General features: G+C 64.0%; 23 protein-coding genes and 1 tRNA gene. 16 read left to right on the top strand and 8 right to left on the bottom strand.

The genetic code is table 11. The features are described 5' to 3' along the window. Positions 1 to 41 precede the first annotated feature (41 nt). On the bottom strand, positions 42 to 1,370 hold the full coding sequence (locus tag OE856_RS06740; RefSeq protein WP_263715305.1) for a mechanosensitive ion channel family protein: 1,329 nt from the start codon (positions 1,368 to 1,370) through the stop codon (positions 42 to 44). A gap of 242 nt (positions 1,371 to 1,612) precedes the next feature. On the opposite strand from OE856_RS06740, the gene leuC reads away from it, so the two are divergent. Beyond that, on the top strand, positions 1,613 to 3,022 hold the full coding sequence (gene leuC / locus OE856_RS06735) for a 3-isopropylmalate dehydratase large subunit (RefSeq protein ID WP_263715304.1): 1,410 nt from the start codon (positions 1,613 to 1,615) through the stop codon (positions 3,020 to 3,022). 57 nt (positions 3,023 to 3,079) lie between these two features. Here the strand turns inward: leuC and OE856_RS06730 are convergent, their stop codons facing one another. Both OE856_RS06730 and OE856_RS06725 read right to left on the bottom strand, forming a co-directional pair. Beyond that, positions 3,080 to 3,730: a 3-oxoacid CoA-transferase subunit B gene (locus tag OE856_RS06730; RefSeq protein ID WP_263715303.1), complete on the bottom strand. Its 651-nt coding sequence runs from the start codon at positions 3,728 to 3,730 to the stop codon at positions 3,080 to 3,082. Beyond that, complete coding sequence (locus OE856_RS06725) at positions 3,730 to 4,383, bottom strand: CoA transferase subunit A (protein ID WP_263715302.1); 654 nt, start codon at positions 4,381 to 4,383, stop codon at positions 3,730 to 3,732. Before OE856_RS06725 ends, OE856_RS06730 begins: the two co-directional genes overlap by 1 nt. Positions 4,384 to 4,506: 123 nt before the next feature. Here OE856_RS06725 and leuD point away from each other — a divergent pair, with 123 nt between their 5' ends. The 3 genes from leuD to OE856_RS06710 all read left to right on the top strand — a co-directional run bounded on the left by leuD (position 4,507) and on the right by OE856_RS06710 (position 7,281). Beyond that, positions 4,507 to 5,112: a 3-isopropylmalate dehydratase small subunit gene (gene leuD / locus OE856_RS06720; protein WP_263715301.1), complete on the top strand. Its 606-nt coding sequence runs from the start codon at positions 4,507 to 4,509 to the stop codon at positions 5,110 to 5,112. 316 nt (positions 5,113 to 5,428) lie between these two features. After that, positions 5,429 to 6,226: a hypothetical protein gene (locus OE856_RS06715; protein WP_263715300.1), complete on the top strand. Its 798-nt coding sequence runs from the start codon at positions 5,429 to 5,431 to the stop codon at positions 6,224 to 6,226. A 44-nt stretch (positions 6,227 to 6,270) separates the two neighbouring features. Continuing rightward, complete coding sequence (locus tag OE856_RS06710) at positions 6,271 to 7,281, top strand: endonuclease/exonuclease/phosphatase family protein (protein WP_318527625.1); 1,011 nt, start codon at positions 6,271 to 6,273, stop codon at positions 7,279 to 7,281. Here OE856_RS06710 and OE856_RS06705 read toward each other — a convergent pair. Continuing rightward, complete coding sequence (locus OE856_RS06705; protein WP_263715299.1) at positions 7,237 to 8,121, bottom strand: epimerase; 885 nt, start codon at positions 8,119 to 8,121, stop codon at positions 7,237 to 7,239. The genes OE856_RS06710 and OE856_RS06705 overlap by 45 nt on opposite strands. A 92-nt stretch (positions 8,122 to 8,213) precedes the next feature. Between OE856_RS06705 and OE856_RS06700 the strand changes: the two genes are divergently transcribed. The 11 genes from OE856_RS06700 (at position 8,214) to OE856_RS06650 (ending at position 17,513) form a co-directional block, all read left to right on the top strand. Further along, the gene (locus tag OE856_RS06700) at positions 8,214 to 9,110 is read left to right on the top strand and encodes a LysR family transcriptional regulator (protein WP_263715298.1); all 897 of its coding nucleotides are present in this window, start codon (positions 8,214 to 8,216) and stop codon (positions 9,108 to 9,110) included. A 59-nt stretch (positions 9,111 to 9,169) separates the two neighbouring features. Then, on the top strand, positions 9,170 to 10,276 hold the full coding sequence (leuB, locus tag OE856_RS06695) for a 3-isopropylmalate dehydrogenase (RefSeq protein ID WP_263715297.1): 1,107 nt from the start codon (positions 9,170 to 9,172) through the stop codon (positions 10,274 to 10,276). 136 nt (positions 10,277 to 10,412) lie between these two features. Beyond that, positions 10,413 to 10,489 (top strand) — tRNA-Pro (locus tag OE856_RS06690). A 417-nt stretch (positions 10,490 to 10,906) separates the two neighbouring features. Further along, positions 10,907 to 11,137: a helix-turn-helix transcriptional regulator gene (locus OE856_RS06685; protein WP_263715296.1), complete on the top strand. Its 231-nt coding sequence runs from the start codon at positions 10,907 to 10,909 to the stop codon at positions 11,135 to 11,137. Next, on the top strand, positions 11,134 to 11,577 hold the full coding sequence (locus OE856_RS06680; RefSeq protein ID WP_263715295.1) for a hypothetical protein: 444 nt from the start codon (positions 11,134 to 11,136) through the stop codon (positions 11,575 to 11,577). The genes OE856_RS06685 and OE856_RS06680 overlap by 4 nt, the downstream gene beginning before the upstream one ends. Continuing rightward, positions 11,570 to 14,140: a primase-helicase family protein gene (locus tag OE856_RS06675; protein ID WP_263715294.1), complete on the top strand. Its 2,571-nt coding sequence runs from the start codon at positions 11,570 to 11,572 to the stop codon at positions 14,138 to 14,140. The genes OE856_RS06680 and OE856_RS06675 overlap by 8 nt, the downstream gene beginning before the upstream one ends. Positions 14,141 to 14,705: 565 nt before the next feature. After that, on the top strand, positions 14,706 to 15,077 hold the full coding sequence (locus tag OE856_RS06670; RefSeq protein WP_263715293.1) for a hypothetical protein: 372 nt from the start codon (positions 14,706 to 14,708) through the stop codon (positions 15,075 to 15,077). Continuing rightward, positions 15,070 to 16,515, top strand: coding sequence for a hypothetical protein (locus tag OE856_RS06665; RefSeq protein WP_263715292.1), 1,446 nt, complete (start codon positions 15,070 to 15,072; stop codon positions 16,513 to 16,515). The genes OE856_RS06670 and OE856_RS06665 overlap by 8 nt, the downstream gene beginning before the upstream one ends. A gap of 11 nt (positions 16,516 to 16,526) precedes the next feature. Further along, complete coding sequence (locus OE856_RS06660; protein ID WP_263715291.1) at positions 16,527 to 16,709, top strand: hypothetical protein; 183 nt, start codon at positions 16,527 to 16,529, stop codon at positions 16,707 to 16,709. 1 nt (position 16,710) lies between these two features. Further along, on the top strand, positions 16,711 to 17,346 hold the full coding sequence (locus OE856_RS06655) for a hypothetical protein (RefSeq protein WP_263715290.1): 636 nt from the start codon (positions 16,711 to 16,713) through the stop codon (positions 17,344 to 17,346). Further along, the gene (locus OE856_RS06650) at positions 17,343 to 17,513 is read left to right on the top strand and encodes a hypothetical protein (protein ID WP_263715289.1); all 171 of its coding nucleotides are present in this window, start codon (positions 17,343 to 17,345) and stop codon (positions 17,511 to 17,513) included. The genes OE856_RS06655 and OE856_RS06650 overlap by 4 nt, the downstream gene beginning before the upstream one ends. 37 nt (positions 17,514 to 17,550) lie before the next feature. On the opposite strand, the gene OE856_RS06645 is transcribed toward OE856_RS06650, so the two are convergent. Continuing rightward, a complete protein-coding gene (locus tag OE856_RS06645) occupies positions 17,551 to 18,015 on the bottom strand; it encodes a hypothetical protein (protein ID WP_263715288.1) in 465 nt (154 codons plus the stop codon). Positions 18,016 to 18,101: 86 nt separating this feature from the next. Between OE856_RS06645 and OE856_RS06640 the strand changes: the two genes are divergently transcribed. Next, positions 18,102 to 18,344, top strand: coding sequence for a hypothetical protein (locus tag OE856_RS06640; protein WP_263715287.1), 243 nt, complete (start codon positions 18,102 to 18,104; stop codon positions 18,342 to 18,344). A 1-nt stretch (position 18,345) separates the two neighbouring features. On the opposite strand, the gene OE856_RS06635 is transcribed toward OE856_RS06640, so the two are convergent. The 3 genes from OE856_RS06635 to OE856_RS06625 form a co-directional block, all read right to left on the bottom strand. Continuing rightward, positions 18,346 to 19,566, bottom strand: a complete 1,221-nt coding sequence (locus OE856_RS06635) for a DNA methyltransferase (protein WP_263715286.1) — start codon at positions 19,564 to 19,566, stop codon at positions 18,346 to 18,348. Between the two features lie 100 nt (positions 19,567 to 19,666). Continuing rightward, positions 19,667 to 21,058 (bottom strand): tyrosine-type recombinase/integrase, encoded by a 1,392-nt coding sequence (locus OE856_RS06630; RefSeq protein ID WP_263715285.1) that lies wholly within the window; start codon positions 21,056 to 21,058, stop codon positions 19,667 to 19,669. A 378-nt stretch (positions 21,059 to 21,436) separates the two neighbouring features. Then, entirely contained in the window at positions 21,437 to 22,549 is a 1,113-nt protein-coding gene (locus OE856_RS06625; protein ID WP_263715284.1) for an S-(hydroxymethyl)glutathione dehydrogenase/class III alcohol dehydrogenase, read from the bottom strand. Between the last annotated feature and the right edge of the window lie 9 nt (positions 22,550 to 22,558).

Below are 22,558 nucleotides of genomic sequence, written 5' to 3'. Positions count from 1 at the left end.
TCTCAACCGCTGCAGGCCGGGGCCGGCGGGGTGTTGCGCGTTTACTCTGATGCGTTGCGGGTGGTCAATGTGCTGCCTTCCAATACGCGCACTTCGCGCTGCGGGAAGGGGATGGAAATGCCGTTTTCCTGGAACGCATCCCACAGCGCCAGGTAGACGGCGCCGCGCACGTTGGTCAGCCCCTCGACCGGGTCGGTGATCCAGAACCGCAGGATGTAATCGACCGAGCTGTCGCCAAAGCCCGTGATATGGCACACGGTGGGCCGGTGTTTCAGCACCCGGTTGACCGATTGCGCGGCCTCGATCGCCACCTTGCGCACCAGATGCGGGTCGTCGTGATACGAGGTGCCAAAGAACAGGTCGATGCGGACGAATTCGTTGGAATGCGACCAGTTGACCACCTGGCCGGTGATCAGGTCTTCGTTCGGGATCAGGTATTCGCGCCCGTCGCGGGTCACGACCGAGACATAGCGCGCACCCAGCGCCTCGATCCAGCCGAAGGTGTCGCCCAGGCTGATCACGTCGCCCGGCTTGATCGACTTGTCGAGCAGGATGATCACGCCCGATACCAGGTTCGACACCACCTTTTGCAGGCCGAAACCCAGGCCCACGCCGATCGCACCCGACAGAACCGCCAGCCCGGTCAGATCGAACCCAACGGCCTTGAGCCCGATAAAGAACGCCCCCGAATACAGCGCGATTTGCAAGAACTTGACGATCAGCACCCGCATTGAGGGCGAGATGTCCTCGTTCTGCTGCACCTGTGTCGTCGCCGTATGGGTCAGCGCCCGCGCCGCCACGAACAGCGCCGTGGTGATGATCAGCGCCTTGAGCACCGTCAGCGCCGACAGGCGGAAATCGCCAAAGGTGATCGCCAGCCCGTCAAGGAACACCATCGCCTCATCCGTCAGACCCAGGAAGAACAGCGTCACATAGGCCAAAAGGCCCCATGTCACCACCCGCCGCAGCGTGCGATTGCCGATCAGCCGCGCCGCCAGCCGCACGATCAGCCAGGACAGCGCCAGCGTCGCCGCCAACGCGATGATATAGCTGCGCGAGGGCAGCATCATCTCGCGCATCACCCCCACCAGCGGCCAGGCCATCAGCGTGAACAGGATCAGCTTCAGTCGCTGCTGAACCATCACGAACAGCCGCAGCCGCCATTTCGACAGGCCCTCTTTGCCGCGCACCCAGGCATCCAGCCGTGGCCGCAGCACCAGCGACAGCAGATAGGACAGCACGATCAGCCCGAACAGGATCAGCACCTGGTAAAGCGGCCATCCGGGGCTTGCCAGCCCTCTCAGAAAGAACTCGGCCCGCGCCAAAAGCTGGGCGATCTGCTCCATCAGGTCGGGCGTATCTGGCTGCATCGGCTCTCCTTTCGGCAAGCTTAGCACGCGCGGGCGCGGCGGCAAGCGCGCGGGCGCTCTTGATAGACTCGGGTCAAAAGAGTATCTGGGCGCCCATGACACGGATTTTCGACATGGATGACCGCGCGCGCCTGCCCTGGAGGTTCTTTGGCGCCACCCGGTCGGTGCTGGCAGGCCTATAAGGCCGCGCCCCTGTTCGCTCTGTCAGACCCTATGCAATCATTCCCCGCGGGAGAGACCCAATGACCGCTTCGAAAACCCTGTATGACAAGATCTGGGATGCCCATGTTGCCCACGAGGCCGACGATGGCACCTGCCTGCTGTATATCGACCGCCACCTGGTGCACGAAGTCACCAGCCCCCAGGCCTTTGAAGGCCTGCGCATGACCGGCCGCACCGTCCGGGCGCCCGAGAAAACCATCGCCGTGCCCGATCACAACGTGCCCACCACGCTGGACCGCGCCGACCCGGCCACCATGACCGAGGACAGCCGCATCCAGGTTGCCGCGCTGGACAAGAACGCCAAGGATTTCGGCATTCACTATTACCCCGTGTCCGACGTGCGTCAGGGCATCGTGCATATCGTCGGCCCCGAACAGGGCTGGACCCTGCCGGGCATGACCGTCGTCTGCGGTGACAGCCACACCGCCACCCACGGCGCATTCGGCGCGCTGGCCCACGGCATCGGCACCTCCGAGGTGGAACACGTGCTGGCCACCCAGACGCTGATCCAGAAGAAATCGAAAAACATGAAGGTCGAGATCACCGGCAAGCTGCGCCCCGGTGTCACCGCCAAGGACATCACCCTGGCCGTGATCGGCGTGACCGGCACCGCCGGCGGCACCGGCTACGTGATCGAATATTGCGGCGAGGCCATTCGCGACCTGTCGATGGAAGGCCGCATGACCGTCTGCAACATGGCCATCGAGGGCGGCGCCCGCGCCGGCCTGATCGCGCCCGACCAGAAAACCTATGACTATGTCAAAGGCCGCCCCCACGCCCCGAAAGGCGCCGACTGGGACAAGGCGCTGGAATGGTGGCAGACCCTCTACACCGATGAAGGTGCGCATTTCGACAAGGTCATCACCCTGAAAGGCGAAGACATCGCCCCCGTCGTGACCTGGGGCACCTCGCCCGAGGATGTGCTGCCGATCACCGCTGCCGTGCCCGCGCCCGAGTCGTTCAAGGGCGGCAAGGTCGAGGCCGCCGCGCGCTCGATCGAATACATGGGCCTGAAGGCTGGTCAGAAACTGACCGACATCCAGATCGACACCGTGTTCATCGGGTCCTGCACCAACGGCCGCATCGAAGACCTGCGCGCCGCCGCTGCGATCCTGAAGGGCAAGAAGATCAAGGATGGTCTGCGGGCCATGGTTGTGCCGGGCTCGGGCCTGGTGCGTGCCCAGGCCGAGGAAGAAGGCCTGGCCCAGATCTTTATCGACGCCGGTTTCGAATGGCGTCTGGCTGGCTGCTCGATGTGCCTGGCGATGAACCCCGACCAGCTGGCGCCGGGTGAACGCTGTGCCGCGACCTCGAACCGCAACTTCGAGGGCCGTCAGGGCCGTGGTGGCCGCACCCACCTGATGTCGCCCGCGATGGCCGCCGCCGCTGCCATCACCGGCCACCTGACCGACGTGCGCGAGATGATGTAATCCACCCGCAAGGGTCGGAATTGAAACGGGCGGTGAGCTACCTCACCGCCCGTTTTTTTACATCCGCATTTCCGGCACGTCGCCGGTGACGATCAGATCGGCCTCGGTCGCGGCGCGCACATCGTCAACCGTGACCCCCGGCGCGGTCTCGATCAGGTGCAGCCCGTCATCCTCGGGCCGGATCACCGCCAGCTCTGTCACGATCAGGCTGACCCGGCGCGGCGCGGTGATCGGCAGGGTGCAATCGGGCACGATCTTCGAGACGCCCTTGTTGGCGTGCGCCATCGCAACAATCACCTGTTTCGCGCCCACGACCAGATCCATCGCGCCGCCCATGCCGGCCACCATCTGGCCCGGCACCATCCAGTTGGCCAGCCGCCCGCGCGCATCGACCTGCATGCCGCCCAGCACGGTGATATCCAGGTGCCGCCCGCGGATCAGCCCAAAGGACATGGCCGAATCGATCGCCGCCGCACCCGGCACCGCGCTGACAAAGCCGCCACCCGCGTCGGTCAGGTTGATATCCTCCATCCCCTCGGGCGGACGCGCGCCCAGCCCGATCACGCCGTTCTCGGCCTGGAAGAACACGCCCAGATCGACGGGCAGGTAATTGGCCACCATCGAGGGCAGCCCGATCCCCAGGTTGACGATCGCCCCGGCCGGAATTTCCTGCGCCACGCGACGCGCGATCAGTTCCTTGGCATCCATCAGCACGCCCTCCGCAAGACATGGTCGACCAGCAGGCCAGGGGTTTTCACCGCATCGGGCGGGATGACGCCCAGCGGCACGATCTCGTCCGGCTCGGCGATCACGGTCGCCCCGGCCATCGCCATGATCGGGTTAAAATTATGCGCGGTCAGCGTGTATTCGAGATTGCCCACGTAATCGCAGCGCCGCGCGCGGATCAGCGCGAAATCGGCCTGGATCGGCGTCTCCAGCAGCCAGCGCTGGCCGTCGATCTTGACCACCTGCTTGCCGTCCTCGACCAGCGTGCCCAGCCCGGTTTGCGTCAGCACGCCGCCCAGGCCCACACCCGCCGCGCGAATGCGTTCGACCAGCGTGCCCTGCGGCACCAGTTCGACCTCGATCTGGCCCGACAGCATTTGCGCCTGGGCCTCGGGGTTCTTGCCGATATGGCTGGTGATCAGCCGCGCCACGCACCCGCCCGAGATCAGCGGCCCCGGACCTTCGCCGGGAATGGCGGTATCATTGGTGATCAGCGTCAGGTTCTTGCGCCCCGCCGCAGCCAGCGCGCGGATCAGCCTGCGCGGCGCGCCCACGCCCATAAAGCCGCCCACCATCACCGATGCGCCATCGGGAATCAGGGCAATCGCGTCCTCCAGACTTATCGCCTGTTTCACATTCAGCCTCCTTTACAGCCGTCCCTACCTTATGCCCGTGATTTGACGCGATTGCGACACTCGCCGGGCCTTGTTTCGCGCGCCCTTCCGTGGTTAAAGCGGGCGCTGACCAAGGAGGCCCGTATGGACAAGTTTACCACGATTACCGGCATCGCCGCGCCCATGCCGCTGGTGAATATCGACACCGACATGATCATCCCCAAGCAGTTCCTGAAAACGATCAAGCGTTCGGGCCTTGGTGTGAACCTGTTCGACGAGATGCGCTATGACGACAATGGCAACGAGATCGCCGATTTCGTGCTGAACAAGCCCGCCTATCGCGAGGCCCAGATCCTGGTGGCCGGCGACAATTTCGGCTGCGGCTCGTCGCGTGAACACGCGCCCTGGGCCCTGCTTGATTTCGGCATCCGCTGCGTGATCGCACCCAGCTTTGCCGACATCTTTTTCAACAACTGCTTCAAGAACGGCATCCTGCCGATCGCCCTGCCGCAAGAGCAGGTCGATATCCTGATGAAAGACGCGGAAAAAGGCGAAAACGCCCGCATTACCGTTGATCTCGAGGCCCAGACGGTGACCACCTCGGATGGCCAGAGCTTTGGGTTCGACGTCGATGCCTTCAAGAAACATTGCCTGCTGAACGGTCTGGACGATATCGGCCTGACCATGGAAAAGGCCGCCGCGATCGACAGCTTCGAGGCCAAGGCCGCGGCCGACCGCCCCTGGGTCTAACTGCCTAGAGTTGCGTCTAAAAACGCCGCTGACACAAGATGTTGGGCCGTCCCTCGGGGCGGCCCTTTTTCGTTTTGAAAATGATGCAATCCCGCGACAGTTTCTCCATCAATTTGCCTCAAAAAAATTATCAACCTTAACAAGATGTTGCTGGATGACATGAAAGATGGCAAAAATTGGGCAAGTTTGAGGCAGCCCGCCATAATGTGCGGGATACCATCGGGAACAAGGGGGCGGCAACGAACCGCGCCCGGCCAGAAATGGGAACAGGGCAGTGATCACGAAAGTGACAGGAGCCATCGCACGGGCATTTCTCGTGGCATCACTGATCGTGATGCCCGCCGTGCTGCTGCCCGTCGTTTCGGGCGACTCCAAGCAGATCCTCGCCATCGTCTCGTTCTTTGCCGCCGGCCTGATCCTGTTCGAATACGCCTCCGACAGCCCCAGCCTGGTCGAGTTCCGCGACGCCCCGCCGTTCAACCGCATCCGCTTTGGCGCGATGTTCGTGACGGTGATGATCCTGTCGGCGATGTTCCGCAATTCGGCCGTGCCGTCAGAGTTCGGGCAATTCGTGACGGCGATCGCGATGTTCTTTGGCTATATCCTCGATTTTCCCTTCAGCCCGGTCCACCTGTTCCGCCTGGTTCTGCATGCCGAGGCCACCGGGGTCGAGATCTCGTATGTCCGCGCCGCCGCCGGCATCGCCTACATGGTTTCGATCATCGTGATCTGCAGCTTTTCGCTGATGATCCGCCTCAGCGACTGGCCAGTGCGCCGTAATGTTTTCAACGTCTGGATCAACCTGCCCACCTTTGACCCCACTGCCGGGGGTGATGTTGTCAGCCGGCTCAAGATGCAGGCCATGGTGAATATCACGCTGGGCCTGTCGCTGCCCTTTGTGCTGCCGATGGTGGTGATCGTGCTGATCCGGTCTTTTGGGCAGATCTATCTGGCTGATCCGCAAACCCTGATCTGGATGGTGACGGTATGGGCTATTCTTCCGGCGGGGCTGGTGATGCGGGGCTGTGCGCTCAATCGGATCGCCAAGCTGATCGCCGCGCAACGCCAGCAAAGCGACGCGGCCGAGCACGATCATATCTTGCAGCCTGCCTGATCGCCGCCTGTGCGGCCGGGCCGGGCCGGGCCGAAACGCTGCGTGTGGCGACCTATAACACCGAATTGTCCCGAAACGGGCCCGGTGCGCTGATCCACGACATTCAATCGGGCGACGATGCCCAGGTGCAGGCGGTCATCGCTATCATCGCCCATGCCGCGCCTGATGTGGTGCTGCTGCAAGGCATCGACCACGATGCCGCCGGTGCCGCGCTGGATGCGCTGGCCGAGGGTCTGGCCCGCGCGGGCCATCCCTATCCGCACCGTCTGGCTCTGCGTCCCAACAGCGGGCTGCGCACCGGGCTGGATCATGACGGCGATGGCCGCAGCGACGGGCCGCGCGATGCGCAGGGTTATGGCGAGTTTACCGGGCAGGGCGGCATGGCGCTGTTGTCGCGCCATCCGCTGGGCGAGGTGCGTGATTTCTCGGGCTTGTTATGGGCCGATCTGCCCGGCGCGACCCTGCCACGTGTGGGCGGGCAGCTGTTCCCCGATGCCGCGCTCTATCAGCATCAGCGCCTCTCGAACGTGGCGCATTGGGATGTGCCGGTGCTGGTCGGAGATCGTGCGCTGCACATGCTGGCTTTTCACGCCACCCCGCCGGTCTTTGACGGCCCCGAAGACCGCAACGGCCTGCGCAACCGGGATGAGCTGCGGCTGTGGCAGCTGTATCTCGACGGCGCGCTGGGGGCCGAGCCGCCCGGTGATTTCGTGATTGTCGGCGACGCCAATATCGACCCCGCCGATGGCGACGGCCTGTCTGACGCCATACAGCAGTTGCTGGCCGACCCGCGCATCACCGACCCCCGCCCGCAAGGCGTGGGTAGCGTGGGCGCCGCCAATGCCGATCATCACGGCGACCCGGCGCTGGACACGGCCGATTTTGACGACCCGGCGCCGGGCAATCTGCGCGTCGACTACGTGCTGCCCGCCGCCCGCCTGCCGGTGGCAGCTGCGGGCGTGGTCTGGCCCGCGCCGGACGATCCGCTGTCTGACACCGCCCGCATGGCGTCACGCCACCATCTGGTCTGGGTTGATCTTGTGCTGGACCGCTAGGCGCAGGGCCTGCGCGGGCGGGGTGTGGTCAAAGCCCGGCACCAGCCGGCCGAACTTTGCCCCGTCCAACCGGTGCGGCATGTCCCACAGATAACGCATTTCCAGCAGGTGCCGCCCCAACGGCCAGAACGGCCTCGACAATTGCAGGGGCAACCAGCTCAGCGGGCGCAGCGTGACCTCGCGCCCCGTCACCTGACCCAGGATGCGGGCCAGATCCTGCCCCGTGAGGGCATAGCCGGGAAAGACCACCTCTTCGAACGCAGCCAGATCACCGCGACGCTCGGCCAGCGTCACCGCCGCCCGCGCCAGATCGGGCAACCACGCCCAGGCATGGGGAATGCCGGGATTGCCCGGATAGGTCAGGCGCCCCTTGTCCAGCGACGTCACCATCGCCTTGTCGAACCAGTTGCCCGACGGTTGGTCATCAAGAAAATCACCCGCGCGCAGCAGGATGCAGCGGATGCCCGACTTGCGCAGCCGGTCCTCGATCGCGATCCGCACCTTGCCCAACGGGTTGCGCGCGCGATGCGGCGTGTCTTCGGTCAGAATATCGGGCGACCCGTCACCATAGACATAGACATTGCCCGGTTGGATCAGCGTCGCCCCGCTGGCGCTGGAGACCTCGATCAGCTGGTCGATCATCGGCGGCAGCTGCGCGGCCCAATCGGGATAGGGCGGGTTCCAGCAATTGACGATCACCTGCGCGCCCCAGGCCGTATCCCACAGGTTATCTGTGCCGCGCCGGAACTGGCGCGTGGCCCAGCCCGCCTGTTGAAAAGCCTGCGTCATATGGCGGCCCAACCGCCCGTTTCCGCCCAGGATCAGTGCAATCGGCTGCATGAGGTGCTCCATTTCTGAATTGACCGCAATCATATCTCGGCCATGTAACGTTTGGAATTGCCCGAAACTGAGGGGCTGCTATTCATTCCTGTATGGATAAGGCGCTTTCCTCTCTCGACTGGTCACTGGTGCAGGCCTTTGTGGCCGTCGCCGAAACCGGGTCTCTGTCGGCGGCCGCGCGCCGGCTGGGCAGCAGCCAGCCGACGCTGGGCCGTCAGGTGCGGGCGATAGAGGACGCGCTGGGCGTCACCCTGTTTCACCGCCAGCCGCGCGGGCTGATCTTGACTGAAACCGGCGCCGCGCTGTTGCCCGCCGCCCAGGCGATGCGACAGGCGGCGGGGCAGATGGCGCTGATCGCGGCGGGACGCACCGAGGACCTGCGCGGCGTCGTGCGCCTGACCGCCAGCGTTGTCGTGGCGCATTACCTGCTGCCGCCGATCCTGGCGCAGATCCGCGCCCGCCACCCCGAGATCGAGATCGAGCTTGTGCCCTCGGACACCACCGAGAACCTGCTGTTCCGCGAGGCCGACATCGCCCTGCGCATGTATCGCCCGACCCAGCTGGACGTGGTCGCCCGGCATCTGGGCGATCTTGAACTGGGGCTGTTCGGCGCGCGCGCCTATCTTGATCGACGCGGGCGGCCTGCCACGCTGGACGAGGCGCTGACCCACGACCTGGTCGGCTATGACCGCAACGAAGACATCATCCTGGGCCTGCGCGACAACGGGCATGTGATCGACCGGCACGGGTTTGCGTTGCGCTGTGATCAGAACGCGGTCTATTGGGAACTGGTGCGCGCGGGCTGCGGGCTGGGCTTTGGGCAGGTGGCGGTGGCGCGGCACGACACCCGGGTCGAACGGGTGCTGCCCGACCTGCCGATCCCGCCGCTTCCCGTCTGGCTGACCGCGCATGAGGCCCTGCGCAACACCGCGCGCCTGCGCCGGGTCTGGGACATGCTGGCCGAGGGCCTGCCCCCCCATCTTGCTTGACCCGCGAGAGCCAAGCGGCTAGGCCCTGCGCAACCCATTTCTCTGAGGAAAATAAGACGATGACCACTGGTTCCCTTCTGATCCTTGCCGGCGACGGCATCGGCCCCGAGGTGATGGCCGAGGTGCGCAAGATCATCGACTGGTACGGCGCCAAGCGCGACCTGTCCTTCGATGTCAGCGAAGGCCTTGTTGGCGGCTGCTCGTATGATGCGCATGGCACGCCCCTGACCGACGAAACCATGGCCCGCGCCCAGGAAGTGGACGCCGTGCTGCTGGGCGCCGTGGGCGGCCCCGCCTATGACAACCTTGATTTCAGCGTGAAACCCGAACGCGGCCTGCTGCGCCTGCGCAAGGAAATGGACCTGTATTCGAACCTGCGCCCGGCCCAGTGCTTTGACGCGCTGGCCGATTTCTCGTCGCTGAAAAAGGATGTGGTCGCCGGCCTCGACATCATGATCGTGCGCGAGCTGACCAGCGGCATCTACTTCGGTGAACCGCGCGGCATCATCAAGGAAGGCAACGAGCGCGTGGGCATTAATACCCAGCGTTACACCGAATCCGAGATCGCCCGCGTTGCCCGTTCGGCGTTCGAGCTGGCGCGCCGTCGCGGCAACAAGGTCTGCTCGATGGAAAAAGCCAACGTGATGGAATCGGGCATCCTGTGGCGCGATGTCGTCACCGAGGTGCACGCCGCCGAATACGCGGATGTGGAACTGTCGCACATGTATGCCGACGCCGGCGCGATGCAGCTGTGCCGCTGGCCCAAGCAGTTCGACGTGATCGTCACCGACAACCTGTTCGGCGACCTGCTGTCGGATGCCGCCGCCATGCTGACCGGCAGCCTGGGCATGCTGCCCTCGGCCTCGCTGGGCGCCCCGATGGAGAACGGTCGTCCCAAGGCGCTGTACGAGCCGGTGCACGGCTCGGCCCCCGACATCGCCGGTCAGGGCAAGGCCAACCCGATCGCCTGCGTCCTGTCGTTCGCCATGGCGCTGCGCTATTCGTTCGACCTGGGCGCCGAGGCTGACCGCCTTGAGGCCGCTGTGGAAAAAGTGCTGGCCGACGGTGTGCGCACGGCCGACCTCCTGGGCCAGGAAGGCGTGACCCCGGTTTCGACCAGCCAGATGGGCGACGCCATCGTCGCCGCGCTGGACGCCAGCCTCTAAGCCATACTCACCACCGCAAAGCCCCGGCCCCAGCGCCGGGGCTTTCGCATTTCAGGGCCAGCCATCCGGGGCGGAAAAGAATGCCCCGATGGGGCTTGCCAAACCCAACCCACCGGTATAATCCGCCCGTCACGGTCGGAGTGTAGCTCAGCCTGGTAGAGCACTGTCTTCGGGAGGCAGGGGTCGGAGGTTCGAATCCTCTCACTCCGACCAATTATTCCAGGCACTTAGCGGACAAGAGCTGGCGCAGGGCTATCGCGCCTGCCTGCCGGAGGAACGCCCGGGGGAACGACAGCCGAAGCGCCCGGCATACGTGATTCCCCGGGTTCGGATTTTTCTCTGTTCGTTCCAATTCCCTACTTTTCACTGGCAGAAAATCGCGCCATGGTTAGCTTGGATCGAACGGGGTAGCCGCATCTCTGCTGAATATCGAGACGCCAGCAAGAGCCATCCCAACGTAATGAACGTCTGACACGCGGGAGATGGACGCCCGCCGAAGTCCGGCTCACAACCGAGCCGCTCTGCGCCGCAGCAGCAACGAGCAAAGGACGGTCAACCGTAACGCGTCGAGCGTTAGGGACCGTATGCCTTTGCGTGTCTCCTCCCTCGACGCCGATTGGAGGACCTGCTGTGTCCAAGAACGAACGTAAGCGCCCCATGGAGGGGCAAGAACTGATCCACGCGCCCCGGGCGGCGGAGATCATCGGCATCACCACGAAGCACATACGGTCGCTGGAGCGCCAAGGCGACTTCCCAGACCGCATCGTCATCGGCCCGCGCACCGTCGCCTACCGGCGCGACGAGCTTGATGCGTGGATCGAGGCCCGTCGCAAGCGGCTGTGCAAGGAGGCGGCGCAATGAACGTGCAAGAAGAGCTCCATGCCGACGCGCTTGCCGAGCTGCGCGCCTGCCGAGAGGCCGCGCTCGGGACGACGCCCGCCTTCCCGCCCGAGTGGGGTCCACCCATCAGCCAGCACTGGCTCAGCGTGGGGCGGTCCTACGGCCCGCGCGGGGAGACCGAAAGAGAGGCGGTCAACGACACGAAGCCTGAGCTGCCGAGCCTGACGGTGTGGCGCTGGGCGGACTTCGAGGTGACGGCCACCTTCGACATCCCCTGCACACGCTCCATCCCCGGGACGACGCCCGGGTCGTTCGCGACCGCCGAGACGGTGTGGGAGCAGGTGATGCCGCGCGGGAAGCGATGGGCCTATGTCGGCCCGACCGCCAACCGCTCGTCGCTCTGGCGTCGCCCGCTGGGGAAGGTCGTGCCCTTCAAGAAGAAGGGGCAGCGCCATGGATGATCATATGAACCCCGCAGACGGTGTGCCCGGCACCATCGGGATGACGGAAGCCGGGCAAGACCGTTCTGGATCGAAAGGGGACAAGATGTCCGACGACAATATCGCTGAATTCTCTGGCAGAGAAAAGTCCGACCCCGAAGTGAACGGCCCCCACGCCGAAGCGCAGGGGCCGTCTGGATCGAACGGGAGCGATCAGACGTTTGGAGCCGAAAATACTCCTGACGAGAGTATCTCGGGTAAGTCTGCGCGGGAAAAGCGAAAAGTCACTTCGCTGATCGAGGTGGAGGCGGTGCGGGTGTACCTCAACCGCATCCACGCTCGGGAACAGAGCTTCGACCGGGCCGCGATCACGGACACATCCGGCAAGTATCCCGAAGACCTGTTCACGATCCGGTTCGCCGAAGACGGCAAGGTGAAGGTCTACGAAAAGGGCGAACGCCAGCCGCTGACGGAAGGGCACCTGCTGCCCAGCGAGGAAGAACAGGCAGCGATCTCGGCTGAATGGGCAACGGTCCGGTTCCCGCAGATACTCCCGCTGCACCGGATCGGGAATGCCCCGCCCCAGATGAAGGAGATGATGAAGAAGGCCGGTCCAAACGGCGTCTTCGAGTTCCGCGAGGCGTCGACCGCAGAGGGTCAGAAGGACCGTCGCATCCTGGTGGTTCAGGTCCGGGTGCCGACCGAGGGCAAGGACGGCAAGCCGGGCAAGGACTACCGCCCGTGGACCTACTGGGACGACAAGGTCTGGCGCATGATGCACCCCCCGGGGCAGCTTCCGATGTGGGGCATGGAACAGCTCGAAGATCACAAGGTGGCCTTCCTCCACGAAGGCGCGAAAGCGGCGGCGCACGCTCGCTGGCTGGCTGAAGGGAAGACACGGGAGGCGCGGGAGGCGCGGAAGGCCCATCCGTGGGGGCGTGATCTCGAGAATGCCGCCCACCTCGGCTGGATCGGCGGCGCGAAGAACCCCGGTCGCACCGATTGGTCTGTTCTTCGGAAGCACGGCATCGAGCGGGTCTGCATCGTCTGTGACAACGACGACGAGGGACGCTCGGCGTGGCCGGAGATCGCGCGGCGTTCCGCCCTCACAGCGGCCTACATCGACTTCGGCCAGCGGTTCGGGGTGAGCTTCGACCTCGGCGACGACCCGTTCGACAAGGAGAAGGGCTGGAAGGGCGGAGCCCGGGACCGGATGCCGTCGCTAATGGAGATGGCTCAACCGGCCACGTGGCTCGCCGAGCGGAAGCCGGATGGTGGGTATCTGCGGCTGACGGCGGCGGGCAAGCGCGAATGGGTGCCGATCCAAGACGAGCAGATCTTCGTGAATGCACAAATGCCGTGGCACGTCATTCCGTTCACAGCCTTCGACGACGCGGTGCTGCGGCTGTGTGCTGTCGGGAAGGGGTCGGTGAGGAAGGAGCTGCTTCGCGAGAGCGCGATCCACGCTCACAAGACCTCCTACGTCCCCTCTGCGAAGACGGGCGTCGATCACATCCCCGGCAGTGGCAAGATGGGCTTCAACATCTTCAAGCCGTCCGCCATCAAGCCCAAGGAGGGCGACGCCGCGCTCTGGGAAAAGTTCCTGGAGTACCTCTTCCCCGTCGAAGAGGAACGCAAGCAGATGAAGCGGTGGATGGCGACCCACATCGCACGCCCGGACATCCGAATGTCATGGGGTGTGCTGCTGATCTCGGAAGCCCAAGGTGTCGGAAAATCGACGCTGACGGACAAGATCCTCACACCGCTGACCGGGTGCCATAACACCGCGTTCCCGAGCGACGCTGATCTGCGGAGCGACTTCAATGGTTGGGCGGCGCGGAAGCGTCTGGCGGTGCTGGCTGAGATTTACCAAGGCGGCGGCTGGGATTTCTATAACCGCATGAAGTCCGTGATCACCGACGACCGGATCAGCGTGAACGAGAAGTACGAGAAGCCTCGCGAGTACGACAACTGGCTGCACGTGATCGGTCAGTCGAACCGTCCGGACGCAATCAAGGTCGATGGGGCTGACCGGCGCTGGTTCTTGCCTGACGTCGCTGAGGCGGCGTGGCCCCGGGAGAAGTTCATCGAACTGAACCGATGGATCGTTGCCGGAGGGCTGGAGATCATCGCGCACTGGGCGGCGACCTTCGAAGCCCGGGGCGAAGGGGCGTATGTCGTGCCGGAAGAACAAGCGCCGAAGACGAAGCGGCGTGAGGAGGTGGTGCTCCGCTCGATGAAGCTGAGCCAGAAGCTCGTGCTGGAACTGCTGGACGGGATCGAGGACGGGCAGTGCGTCTCGTCCAAGGTCGTTCTGGAGACCGTTCGGATGTCGGAGCCCAAGGCGACCGTTGAGGACATTGCGGCGGCGCTCAAGGCGGCGGGGCTGATCAAGGACACGAAGACGACCGGCAAGAGCGGTCGGACGCGGCGGATCAAGCTCTTCGGAGGCAGGTCGCCAGATCACCTGATCTGGGGCGATGCGGAGTTCTGGGAGGCGGTTGAGGCGCACGACGGAGAGCTGGGCGACTTCCTAGCCAAGAGCGGCAAGGAGCGGCTGTTCAGGCCGGAAGGCTCGATGTGATGGGGAGCGACGCTCGGGGTTCGTGCCCCGGGTGCCCCGGGGTGCCCCTAGGGTGCCTCATGGGGCACCCCCGGTCTGGCCATAGAAATAAGGGGAATTCTTCTTCGGGGTGCCCGGGTGCCCCTACTTCTCTTCTTTTAGAGAGAGAGGAATAGAGAGAAGCCCAGTCGACCCGCTGCCGTTCTATAGAGAGAGTTCGGACGAGTCGGGGCACCCGGGGCACCCTGCGGCCTAAGTCCATGTTATCGAGGGATAAAGTGGGGCGCCCCTAGGGGCGCCCGGGGCACCGCCCCCGCGCCTGAACCGCAAGAAACGTATCGCGCAAAACTGCCCCCACCCCCAGCCCCGGGCCGCGCAGCCATCGACACCACAAATCCTCCAGCTCCCGCCGTTCCAAGGCGAGGGCCACATGTCCAGAAGCCCCACAATTCTTGGCATAACACCACTCTCCAGCACCCGCAGCCCCAATACCGGGAGAACGCGAGGGGAACACTTCGTGCTTTCGTCGCGCACGAGAGGCGACGAGAATTGTGGCAGTAACGTTGACCAATTGTGATCGAGACGCATGCCACTGCCAAAGGTCCCAGAGACATACGAAGCCGGGTACATCGACCGGCTCGACCGGCGCTACCGACACAGTGCCGAGATGCAAGCGCGCTACCGCGAGTACACCGACGACCTCGGTGGGGCGTCCGCGCTGTCGTACGCCGAGCGCAGCCTCGTCGAACGGGCGCTCTGGCTGGAGTTCTGGCTGGCCGATCAGGAGCGCCAGCTTGCGGAAGGCGACCTCAAAGACTTCGACGTAGGCAAGTGGGTTCAAGCGACCAATTCGCTGCAAGGGATCTTCACCCGGCTCGGCCTGCATCGCCGCCAGAAGGACGTGACCGACATCACCGACTTCCTCGCTCAGCGGGGCAAGGAGGCAGGGCATGTCTGAGCCGTCCGTCACCATCGTCGAGGCCATGCAAGACCCGGCCCTGTTCGGCGACCGATTTGGCGCTGATTCCTGGGCCGCGTGGAGGGCGCTCCTGGCGGCCTTCTACGGCCTTCCGCTGTCGGACCCCCAAGCCGACACGGTGCGCCAGCTGACGGCGCGCTCCGTAGCCCCTCCGACCACCTTCCGCGAGCTGTGGATGCCGATCGGTCGCCGGGGCGGAAAATCCAATGTTGCGGCGCTCATCGCGGTCTACGAAGCCGCCTTCCGGGACCACCGCACCCGGCTGTCTTCCGGTGAATGGGCGACCGTGGCGCTCATCGCCGCCGACCGGGCGCAAGCGCGCACCCTGCTGCGGTACGTCCGGGACATGTTCGCCCACCCGCTCTTGAAGCCGCTGGTCATCAAGGAGACGGTTGAAGGGCTGGAGCTGCGCAACCGATGTGCCATCGAGGTGCACACAGCCAGCTACCGAAAGGTGCGCGGTTACACCCTCGCCGCTGTGATCGCAGACGAGATCGCATTCTGGATGGACGAGGGCCGGTCTCCAGACGTTGAGATCATCGCCGCGCTCCGCCCCGCGCTGGCCACGCTGGACGGGCGGCTAGTGGCGATCTCCTCGCCCTATGCCCGTCGCGGCGCGCTCTGGGAAGAATACCGCCACAGCTACGGCAAGGACACCTCCGACCGTGTCCTCGTCGCGCAGGCCGCGAGCCGGACGATGAACCCAACGCTAGACGAGCGGATCGTCGCGGACGCCATGCACCGAGACGCCACCCGGGCATCGGCCGAATTCATGGCGCAGTTCCGGTCCGACATCGAGGCGTTCCTGACGCTCGATCAGGTGCAGGCGGTCCAGCGCACCAAGCCGCTGGAGCTCCCCCGCTCCCTCGGCCAGCGTTACGTGGGCTTCGTAGACGCCAGCGGGGGCGGCAAGGACGAATTCACCATCGCCATCGGCCACCGGGAGAAGGATCGCACAGTCATCGACCTTGTACGCGGGCGCAAGGGCAACCCGGCTGCAATCACGGCAGACTATGCCAAGACCCTCAAGGCATACGGCATCACCTCCGTCGCCGGGGACCGGTACGCGGGCGCATGGGTGCCGACCGAGTTTGCTCGCCACGGGATCAAGTACGAGCAGGCCGTTGGCAACCGCTCCGAGCTCTACACGACCCTCGCCCCGGCGCTCAACTCCGGCGAGATCGAGCTACCACCCTGCGACGTCCTCGCCCGCCAGCTGGTGTTGCTGGAGCGCCGCACGACGCGCGGTGGCAGGGACATCATCGACCATGCCCCGGGCGGAAGCGACGACCGCGCCAATGCCGTCGCCGGGGTGGTGGCGCACATGCTGAAACGCAATTCGGTAGTCGGGCTGCTGCCGAAGTCCTCCCATCGGGGGATCGTGCGACCGCACAAGGCCCAGATCGCAATCAGGTGAAGGAGATCGCCATGACCAAGACGTTCATCACTGCGCAGAGTGACCCTCACGAGGCACTGCGTGAATTCAACACCAACAGCGGCATCGGCCACGAGAACGCGTCGCTCGCAGAGCCGTGGGAGGATGAACCCACCCCGGTGACCAATGATGAGGAAGACAACAACTCCCTCGCCACCGAAGACTGGGAGCTGTGACATGGAGCTGATGCAAGCCGTCGAGCGGGTCCGCGAAGAACGGGCCAGGAAAGGCCACAACCCGGTTCCGGACCTCACGCTCGCCAAGAACCCGGCTGAGGTGTGGGAAGAACCGGAGGACGCCCCCGACTACCCCGACGCCAAAAACCCTATGTCGCTGACGAAGGCGCGCGACCGTCTGGCCCGGTTGCGAAACCAACTCTCCGGCCTCGGACCTTACCGAGACCCGACCCCCGAGGAGGCGGCCAAGATCTTCAACGACACCTCCACCGGAACTTGGAAGCAGCGCCAACTCATCGAGAAGGCTCTGACGCTGCACGGGTACATCCGCAAGCTCGAAGCCCGGGAACAGCGCATACAGCGCCATGTCGTGGACCGCACGAAGGAGCTGGCTCAGCGGAAGGTGGGCGAATTCAACGCCTCGATGGTGGCGCTGGAGGCCGAGCTGCCCGACCTGATCGCCGGGGCCGAGCGTCACCGCCAGCGGCTGGCCAACGAGGGTGCCTTCAACCGTCTGCGCATGCTGAAGCCCGACATCACCGCGCAGCTCAACTCAGCGGCCCATGCCGCGCGAGAGGCCGGGATCGAGCCGCCGTCGCTCCCCGATTGGCTGGCGCGCATCCCCGGCGACCTGTGACCGACGACCTCGAACAGCGACTGGCGGACATCGAGCGCCGGGTCTCGGAGCTGGAGGCAGAGATTGCCTCCGGCGAGGCCCGCGCCGCCAAGGTCGCTGCCGGTTTGACCGAGATCGTCAAGGGCGTCAGAGGCCTGCATCCCGGTCCGGGAGAGCGGCTGCACTGATCCATCGGCAGCTGCCAAGCGATACTGATCGAGGTAGCTAGAACCGAATGTCTTTCGCAAGAATGTCTAAGAACTTCCTACGTGAAACCTTTGCGTTTGATCCAAGTGCGTTTCCGCGATGCCAACGCAGCACGTTCTCAACCGGGACTACGAACACGTCGACCAAAGGAAAGGCCACAATGTCCGAGAGGATGAACCCCTCAATTCCGCCAAGCTTCTGTTGGAAGCCCGCTTCGTTAAAAGCCCGGCCTGATCCAACCTGGTTGCTTGGATTAAAGTAAACGCCCTGTCGTGTAATCGAGCGCACCTCCCACATCCCCCCGTCTGGATCGAGAAGGTCATAGCCTGCGCCTTCGGAGGGAGCCAGCTTCCAGCCGGGGTTCTCCCACATTAGGCGACGTTCAATGATGAAGGACACCCGCCGACCATCTGTCAGATACTCCCTGACGTCGTCTGTGGTCACTTTGAAAGCACGTGCCAACTCTTCCTCGTCCCAGCTCAACTGGAATCTACTCTCCACAACACGTCTCCGTTGCATATTGTTCGGTCATAGCTTGTTCTACTAGCCAAACAGATTGAGGAGTAAAGATGAAGACCATTATGCTTAGTGCAGCCGAAATGGACCTGCTAATGCAGCCTATTGTCGGTCAGGGCGGAGACCAAGGACTACTCCAGCATCTTCAAGACAAGTTGGATAAATCAAATGGCAGAATCGAATTGACGGACGAGGATCGTGGGAAGATCTGCCGCCATGCCTTCGATTACGGGAATGGTGGTTGGGAAAATCAACTCAAAGCGATTTTCGGACGCCACTTGGGTGAGATGACCTAGTTCATCTACGTTGGAGCAACACGATACGGTTCGTGTTGGTGCCCTTCGACCCGTTCGCGACCCCCCAGCAGTTGGCCGTCTTGGTGAACTGTTGATCGTTCACCATCACACCTAGGCGATTGAAGGGCAGGCCCTCAGCAGCCTTCCATACGAGACGCTCAAGTAGAACTTTCCCGTTGCGAACTTCGCCAACCTCGAATGCGACATAGCCGCCGGAACGCAGAATGCGGGCCTGTTCGGCCAGAACACGGTGAACCATGGCCGTCCACGCTTCTTCTGTGCGGTGCATGTCGATGGCGACAGCGTCTGGATCGATTCCCGCGAACCAGCAGCGCAGCCAGTTGTCAGCAGCATAGTGCACGATGTCGAGGAAGGGTGGTGATGTAACAGTTAGATCAACTGAGGCATCTGCGATGCCCGGAACTTCCCACGCAGACCCGGTGTGGAGATTGGCCATGACTTGGCTTGGTGCACAACCATCCCGAAGCAGAGACTTGGTCTTTTTGAGTATTACCGCTGCTACGTCGCGCTCAGGTGGTGACACACCAAGCTTTTCATTGATCTTCAGTTGCGCCTTGACCGAGACAGCTTGGTTGGGTGGCATTGAGCGGCCTGAGAAAAACCCAGGTGAATGACCAGATAGCCTGTTAATGGCAACCATGCGGATCCAATCGGCAACGGGATCAGCCTCGTCATCTAGTGGCGCCCTCTCTGCGATCCAAAGTCGTAGTGCCTCCAACTTCTTGAGCGTTGCAGGATGGTAGAATGCAAGCAGATCATCGCGTTCGATTTTGCCTTTCGACCAATCCACAGCCTTCAGTGCTGCGGCGACGTCCTGAAGGACGATTGGGCGCAGTCTCGGTCGCGTCAGCATGACTGACAATGGGTTGATGTCGTTTCCGACCGCCTGCCTTCCCATGAGTGCGGCCTGCACTGGGGTCGTGCCGCGTCCCATGAATGGGTCGAAGACCACATGCCCGGGCCGCGTAAGGCGTGCGATGAAAAATTCCGGCAGCTGAGCCTTGAAACACGCTCGATATGAGACCTCATGGACCGAATGGGACTTACGCTGACCTGAAGTCCAGAATTCGTTGATAAGATAGGGAATCCCCTCCACCGTCTCGCGAAGTGTCTGCTTCCCAAACTGTTCAAAGGCCTCCAATTCAGAGAAGAAGGCCTCTGCAGACGAGGCATAGCGGTCAAAGATGGAAAGCTGGTTCATCGGTGATTCCTGAGAGTCCTGTTCGAGTCTTAGCTCATCGCGCGGTCTAGTACAACAACTTGTTGCATAAATGGGGAGAATTGGCACTGGTAGCGTACCTTTAGCCTACTGCCTGTTGCCCGCTCTCAGGGACGGCGGGTCTAACGATCCCCATGAGCATCCGCCCCCACCAGTCCATCGCCTCCCGCTTGCGGAGGCGGTAGCGCCGCTGCACGTCCGAGTGGTCGTAGACATCAGTGATGCCAGCCGTGAGCTGGTGGTTGACGCAAGCCTGCACCACGTCCAGCGCGACGGCGAAGGTTGTCTCGCCAGCGTCGTTCTCTTCGCCCGCCCGCAGCCGGGTGATGAAGGTGTGTCGCAGGTCGTGGAACCGCCACCCGGGGACCGCCTCAATGCGCTCGTTGAGCTCAACCTTCCGCGCCCGGGCGTCCGGCCCCTGCGCGCGCACGGAGTGCAGGAACGCACGATCTTCCGGCGTCAGGCCCGCGAGGGCCGCCCGGGCGTTGCGGATCATGTTCTTGCCAGACTTCGACCACCCGTTCACCGGCCCGGTGCCTGCCGCGTTGGGGAACACGTGGCCCGTCACACTCTCGACCAGCGCGGCCTCCCGCAAGACCGCAAGCGCCGGGTCGGACAACGGCACCTCGTGGACGCCCGCGCGGTTCTTCGCCCGCACCTCGGGAACCACCAGCAGCGCCCGGTCTAGGTCCACGTCAGCCCACCGTGCGTCCCCGATCTCGTCGCGCCGCTGGCCGGTGAGCATCAGCAGCTTCACCGCATGGCCGTAGGGGAAGCCCCATTCGTCCGCCGCCAGCCACATCGCTCGAAGCTCTGCGTCGTTCAGGTCGCGCCCCTCCTTCTGTGGAGCCTGCCGGGGCGTCAGCCCGACGGTGGGCGGGGTGCCAGCGAACAGCCCCCGCGAGGCGGCGAACTTGAACAGCAGCCGGATCGTCTGGAGTGTCCGGTCTACCGGCCCTCCTTGGCGGTCGATGCGCGCCAGCAGCGCCGCCACCTCAGCCTGCGTCACCTCGCCCACCGGGCGATGCCCCAAGGCCGGGAACACCAGCCGCCGCAACAGCGACGCCCGTCCCCGGGCCGTCTCCGGCGTCACCGGCCTGCGCCGCCCGCCTGTCAACTGCTCTGCCTCCATCGCCGCGATGAAGTCCTCCCCGATCACCTCCAGCGACGTCGCCTCAGCCCGAACCACGGCCTGCTCCCGCGCTGCCTTGGGGTGGACACCCCTCTCAGCCAGCTCGCGAACCTCCCGCGCCTTTTCCCGCGCCTCTGCCAAGCCCAGCGCCGGGTGCTGTCCCAGCGCGACCTTGCCTTGCTTCCCCTTCACCCGGAAGTGGCACATCCACGTCTTCCGCCCCCAGTCGTTCACCCGGAGGAACAGCCCCGGGGCTTGCAGGTCTGGGTGGTCGGTTCGCTTGCCTTCCGGGGCGGCGGGCAGGGCATCAACGCCCTTGGTGGTCAGGTTCTTGGCTCGCATCTCAGTCTCCTTAGCGTCTTGGGGAACACGGGGGGAACGATTTCCAGGTTCTCGTCGGTTCTCCTAGGTTCGCTAGAGTTCGCTCGTATTGGAGCAAAAGGAAAGGAAATTAGTGCGTTACTGCCTAGTCAGGTTCGCCAAGGTTCGCTTCGAGGCGAGAAGGCCTCCGTCTTCGGGAGGCAGGGGCCGGAGGTTCGAATCCTCTCACTCCGACCAATAAAACAAGGCGCCCTCGGGCGCCTTTTGTTTTTGGCGATCTCGCCGTTACCACCATTGAATGGCAGTTGGTCCCGACCCTGGGTCTATCAGGTGATGGCTGCCAGTGCAGGTGGCGATCGTAATGTGCCCTCCCCCAGGGGGAAGGGCACGGTTGGTCTCTTAGAATTCGACGACGGCGCGGATGCTTTCGCCTTTGTGCATCAGCTCGAACCCTTCGTTGATCTGGTCAAGCGTCAGCTTGTGCGTGATCATCGGGTCGATCTCGATCATGCCGTCCATGTACCAGTCGACGATCTTGGGCACGTCGGTACGGCCACGCGCGCCGCCAAAGGCGGTGCCGCGCCACGACCGGCCGGTCACCAGCTGGAACGGGCGGGTCGAGATCTCGGCCCCGGCCGGCGCCACGCCGATGATGATGCTTTCGCCCCAGCCCTTATGCGCGCATTCCAGCGCGGTGCGCATGACGTTGACGTTGCCGGTGGCGTCAAAGGTATAGTCGGCGCCGCCCTTGGTCAGCTCGACCAGATGCGCAACCATGTCGCCCGTGACCTTCGACGGGTTGACGAAATCGGTCATGCCGAAATGGCGGGCCATCTCTTCCTTGTCGTCGTTCAGGTCGACACCAATGATCTGGCTGGCTCCGGCCATGCGCAGGCCCTGGATGACGTTCAGCCCGATGCCGCCGAGGCCAAACACCACCGCGCGGCTGCCGATTTCGACCTTGGCGGTGTTGATCACCGCGCCGATGCCGGTGGTGACGCCGCAGCCGATATAACAGATCTTGTCGAACGGCGCGTCCTTGCGCACCTTGGCCAGCGCGATTTCGGGCACCACGGTGTGGTTGGCGAAGGTCGAGCAGCCCATGTAATGGTGGATCGGCGTGCCATCCAGCATCGAGAACCGGGTCGATCCGTCGGGCAGCAGGCCCTGGCCCTGGGTCGAGCGGATCGACTGACAGAGGTTGGTCTTGGGGTTCAGACAGTATTCGCATTCACGGCATTCGGGCGTGTAGAGCGGGATCACGTGGTCGCCGACCTCCAGCGTGGTGACGCCTTCACCAACCTCGATGACCACGCCGGCGCCTTCATGCCCCAGGATGCAGGGAAAGATGCCTTCGGGGTCGTCGCCCGAGCGGGTGAACTCATCGGTGTGGCACAGCCCGGTGGCCTTGATCTCGACCAGCACCTCGCCTTTGCGGGGGCCTTCGAGATTTACCTCCATGATCTCAAGCGGTTTGCCCGCTTCCAGTGCTACGGCGGCTCTTGTGCGCATGTGTTGTCT

Origin of the sequence: Actibacterium sp. XHP0104 (assembly GCF_025751515.1) — a bacterium.
GTDB lineage: Bacteria > Pseudomonadota > Alphaproteobacteria > Rhodobacterales > Rhodobacteraceae > Actibacterium_D.
The sequence above is the reverse complement of the archived record's forward strand: the minus strand, read 5'-3'. Positions and strand labels throughout refer to the sequence as shown.

Excerpts from the sequence above, each read along its gene's own strand:
- OE856_RS06670 (WP_263715293.1), top strand. The coding sequence starts at position 14,706 with ATGCCACTGCCAAAGGTCCCAGAGACATACGAAGCCGGGTACATCGAC.
- OE856_RS06660 (WP_263715291.1), top strand. The coding sequence starts at position 16,527 with ATGACCAAGACGTTCATCACTGCGCAGAGTGACCCTCACGAGGCACTG.
- OE856_RS06655 (WP_263715290.1), top strand. The coding sequence starts at position 16,711 with ATGGAGCTGATGCAAGCCGTCGAGCGGGTCCGCGAAGAACGGGCCAGG.
- leuC (WP_263715304.1), top strand. The coding sequence starts at position 1,613 with ATGACCGCTTCGAAAACCCTGTATGACAAGATCTGGGATGCCCATGTT.
- OE856_RS06625 (WP_263715284.1), bottom strand. The coding sequence starts at position 22,549 with ATGCGCACAAGAGCCGCCGTAGCACTGGAAGCGGGCAAACCGCTTGAG.
- OE856_RS06635 (WP_263715286.1), bottom strand. The coding sequence starts at position 19,566 with ATGAACCAGCTTTCCATCTTTGACCGCTATGCCTCGTCTGCAGAGGCC.
- OE856_RS06630 (WP_263715285.1), bottom strand. The coding sequence starts at position 21,058 with ATGCGAGCCAAGAACCTGACCACCAAGGGCGTTGATGCCCTGCCCGCC.
- OE856_RS06740 (WP_263715305.1), bottom strand. The coding sequence starts at position 1,370 with ATGCAGCCAGATACGCCCGACCTGATGGAGCAGATCGCCCAGCTTTTG.
- OE856_RS06665 (WP_263715292.1), top strand. The coding sequence starts at position 15,070 with ATGTCTGAGCCGTCCGTCACCATCGTCGAGGCCATGCAAGACCCGGCC.
- leuD (WP_263715301.1), top strand. The coding sequence starts at position 4,507 with ATGGACAAGTTTACCACGATTACCGGCATCGCCGCGCCCATGCCGCTG.
- OE856_RS06700 (WP_263715298.1), top strand. The coding sequence starts at position 8,214 with ATGGATAAGGCGCTTTCCTCTCTCGACTGGTCACTGGTGCAGGCCTTT.
- OE856_RS06705 (WP_263715299.1), bottom strand. The coding sequence starts at position 8,121 with ATGCAGCCGATTGCACTGATCCTGGGCGGAAACGGGCGGTTGGGCCGC.
- OE856_RS06675 (WP_263715294.1), top strand. The coding sequence starts at position 11,570 with ATGGATGATCATATGAACCCCGCAGACGGTGTGCCCGGCACCATCGGG.
- leuB (WP_263715297.1), top strand. The coding sequence starts at position 9,170 with ATGACCACTGGTTCCCTTCTGATCCTTGCCGGCGACGGCATCGGCCCC.
- OE856_RS06730 (WP_263715303.1), bottom strand. The coding sequence starts at position 3,730 with ATGGATGCCAAGGAACTGATCGCGCGTCGCGTGGCGCAGGAAATTCCG.
- OE856_RS06640 (WP_263715287.1), top strand. The coding sequence starts at position 18,102 with ATGAAGACCATTATGCTTAGTGCAGCCGAAATGGACCTGCTAATGCAG.
- OE856_RS06680 (WP_263715295.1), top strand. The coding sequence starts at position 11,134 with ATGAACGTGCAAGAAGAGCTCCATGCCGACGCGCTTGCCGAGCTGCGC.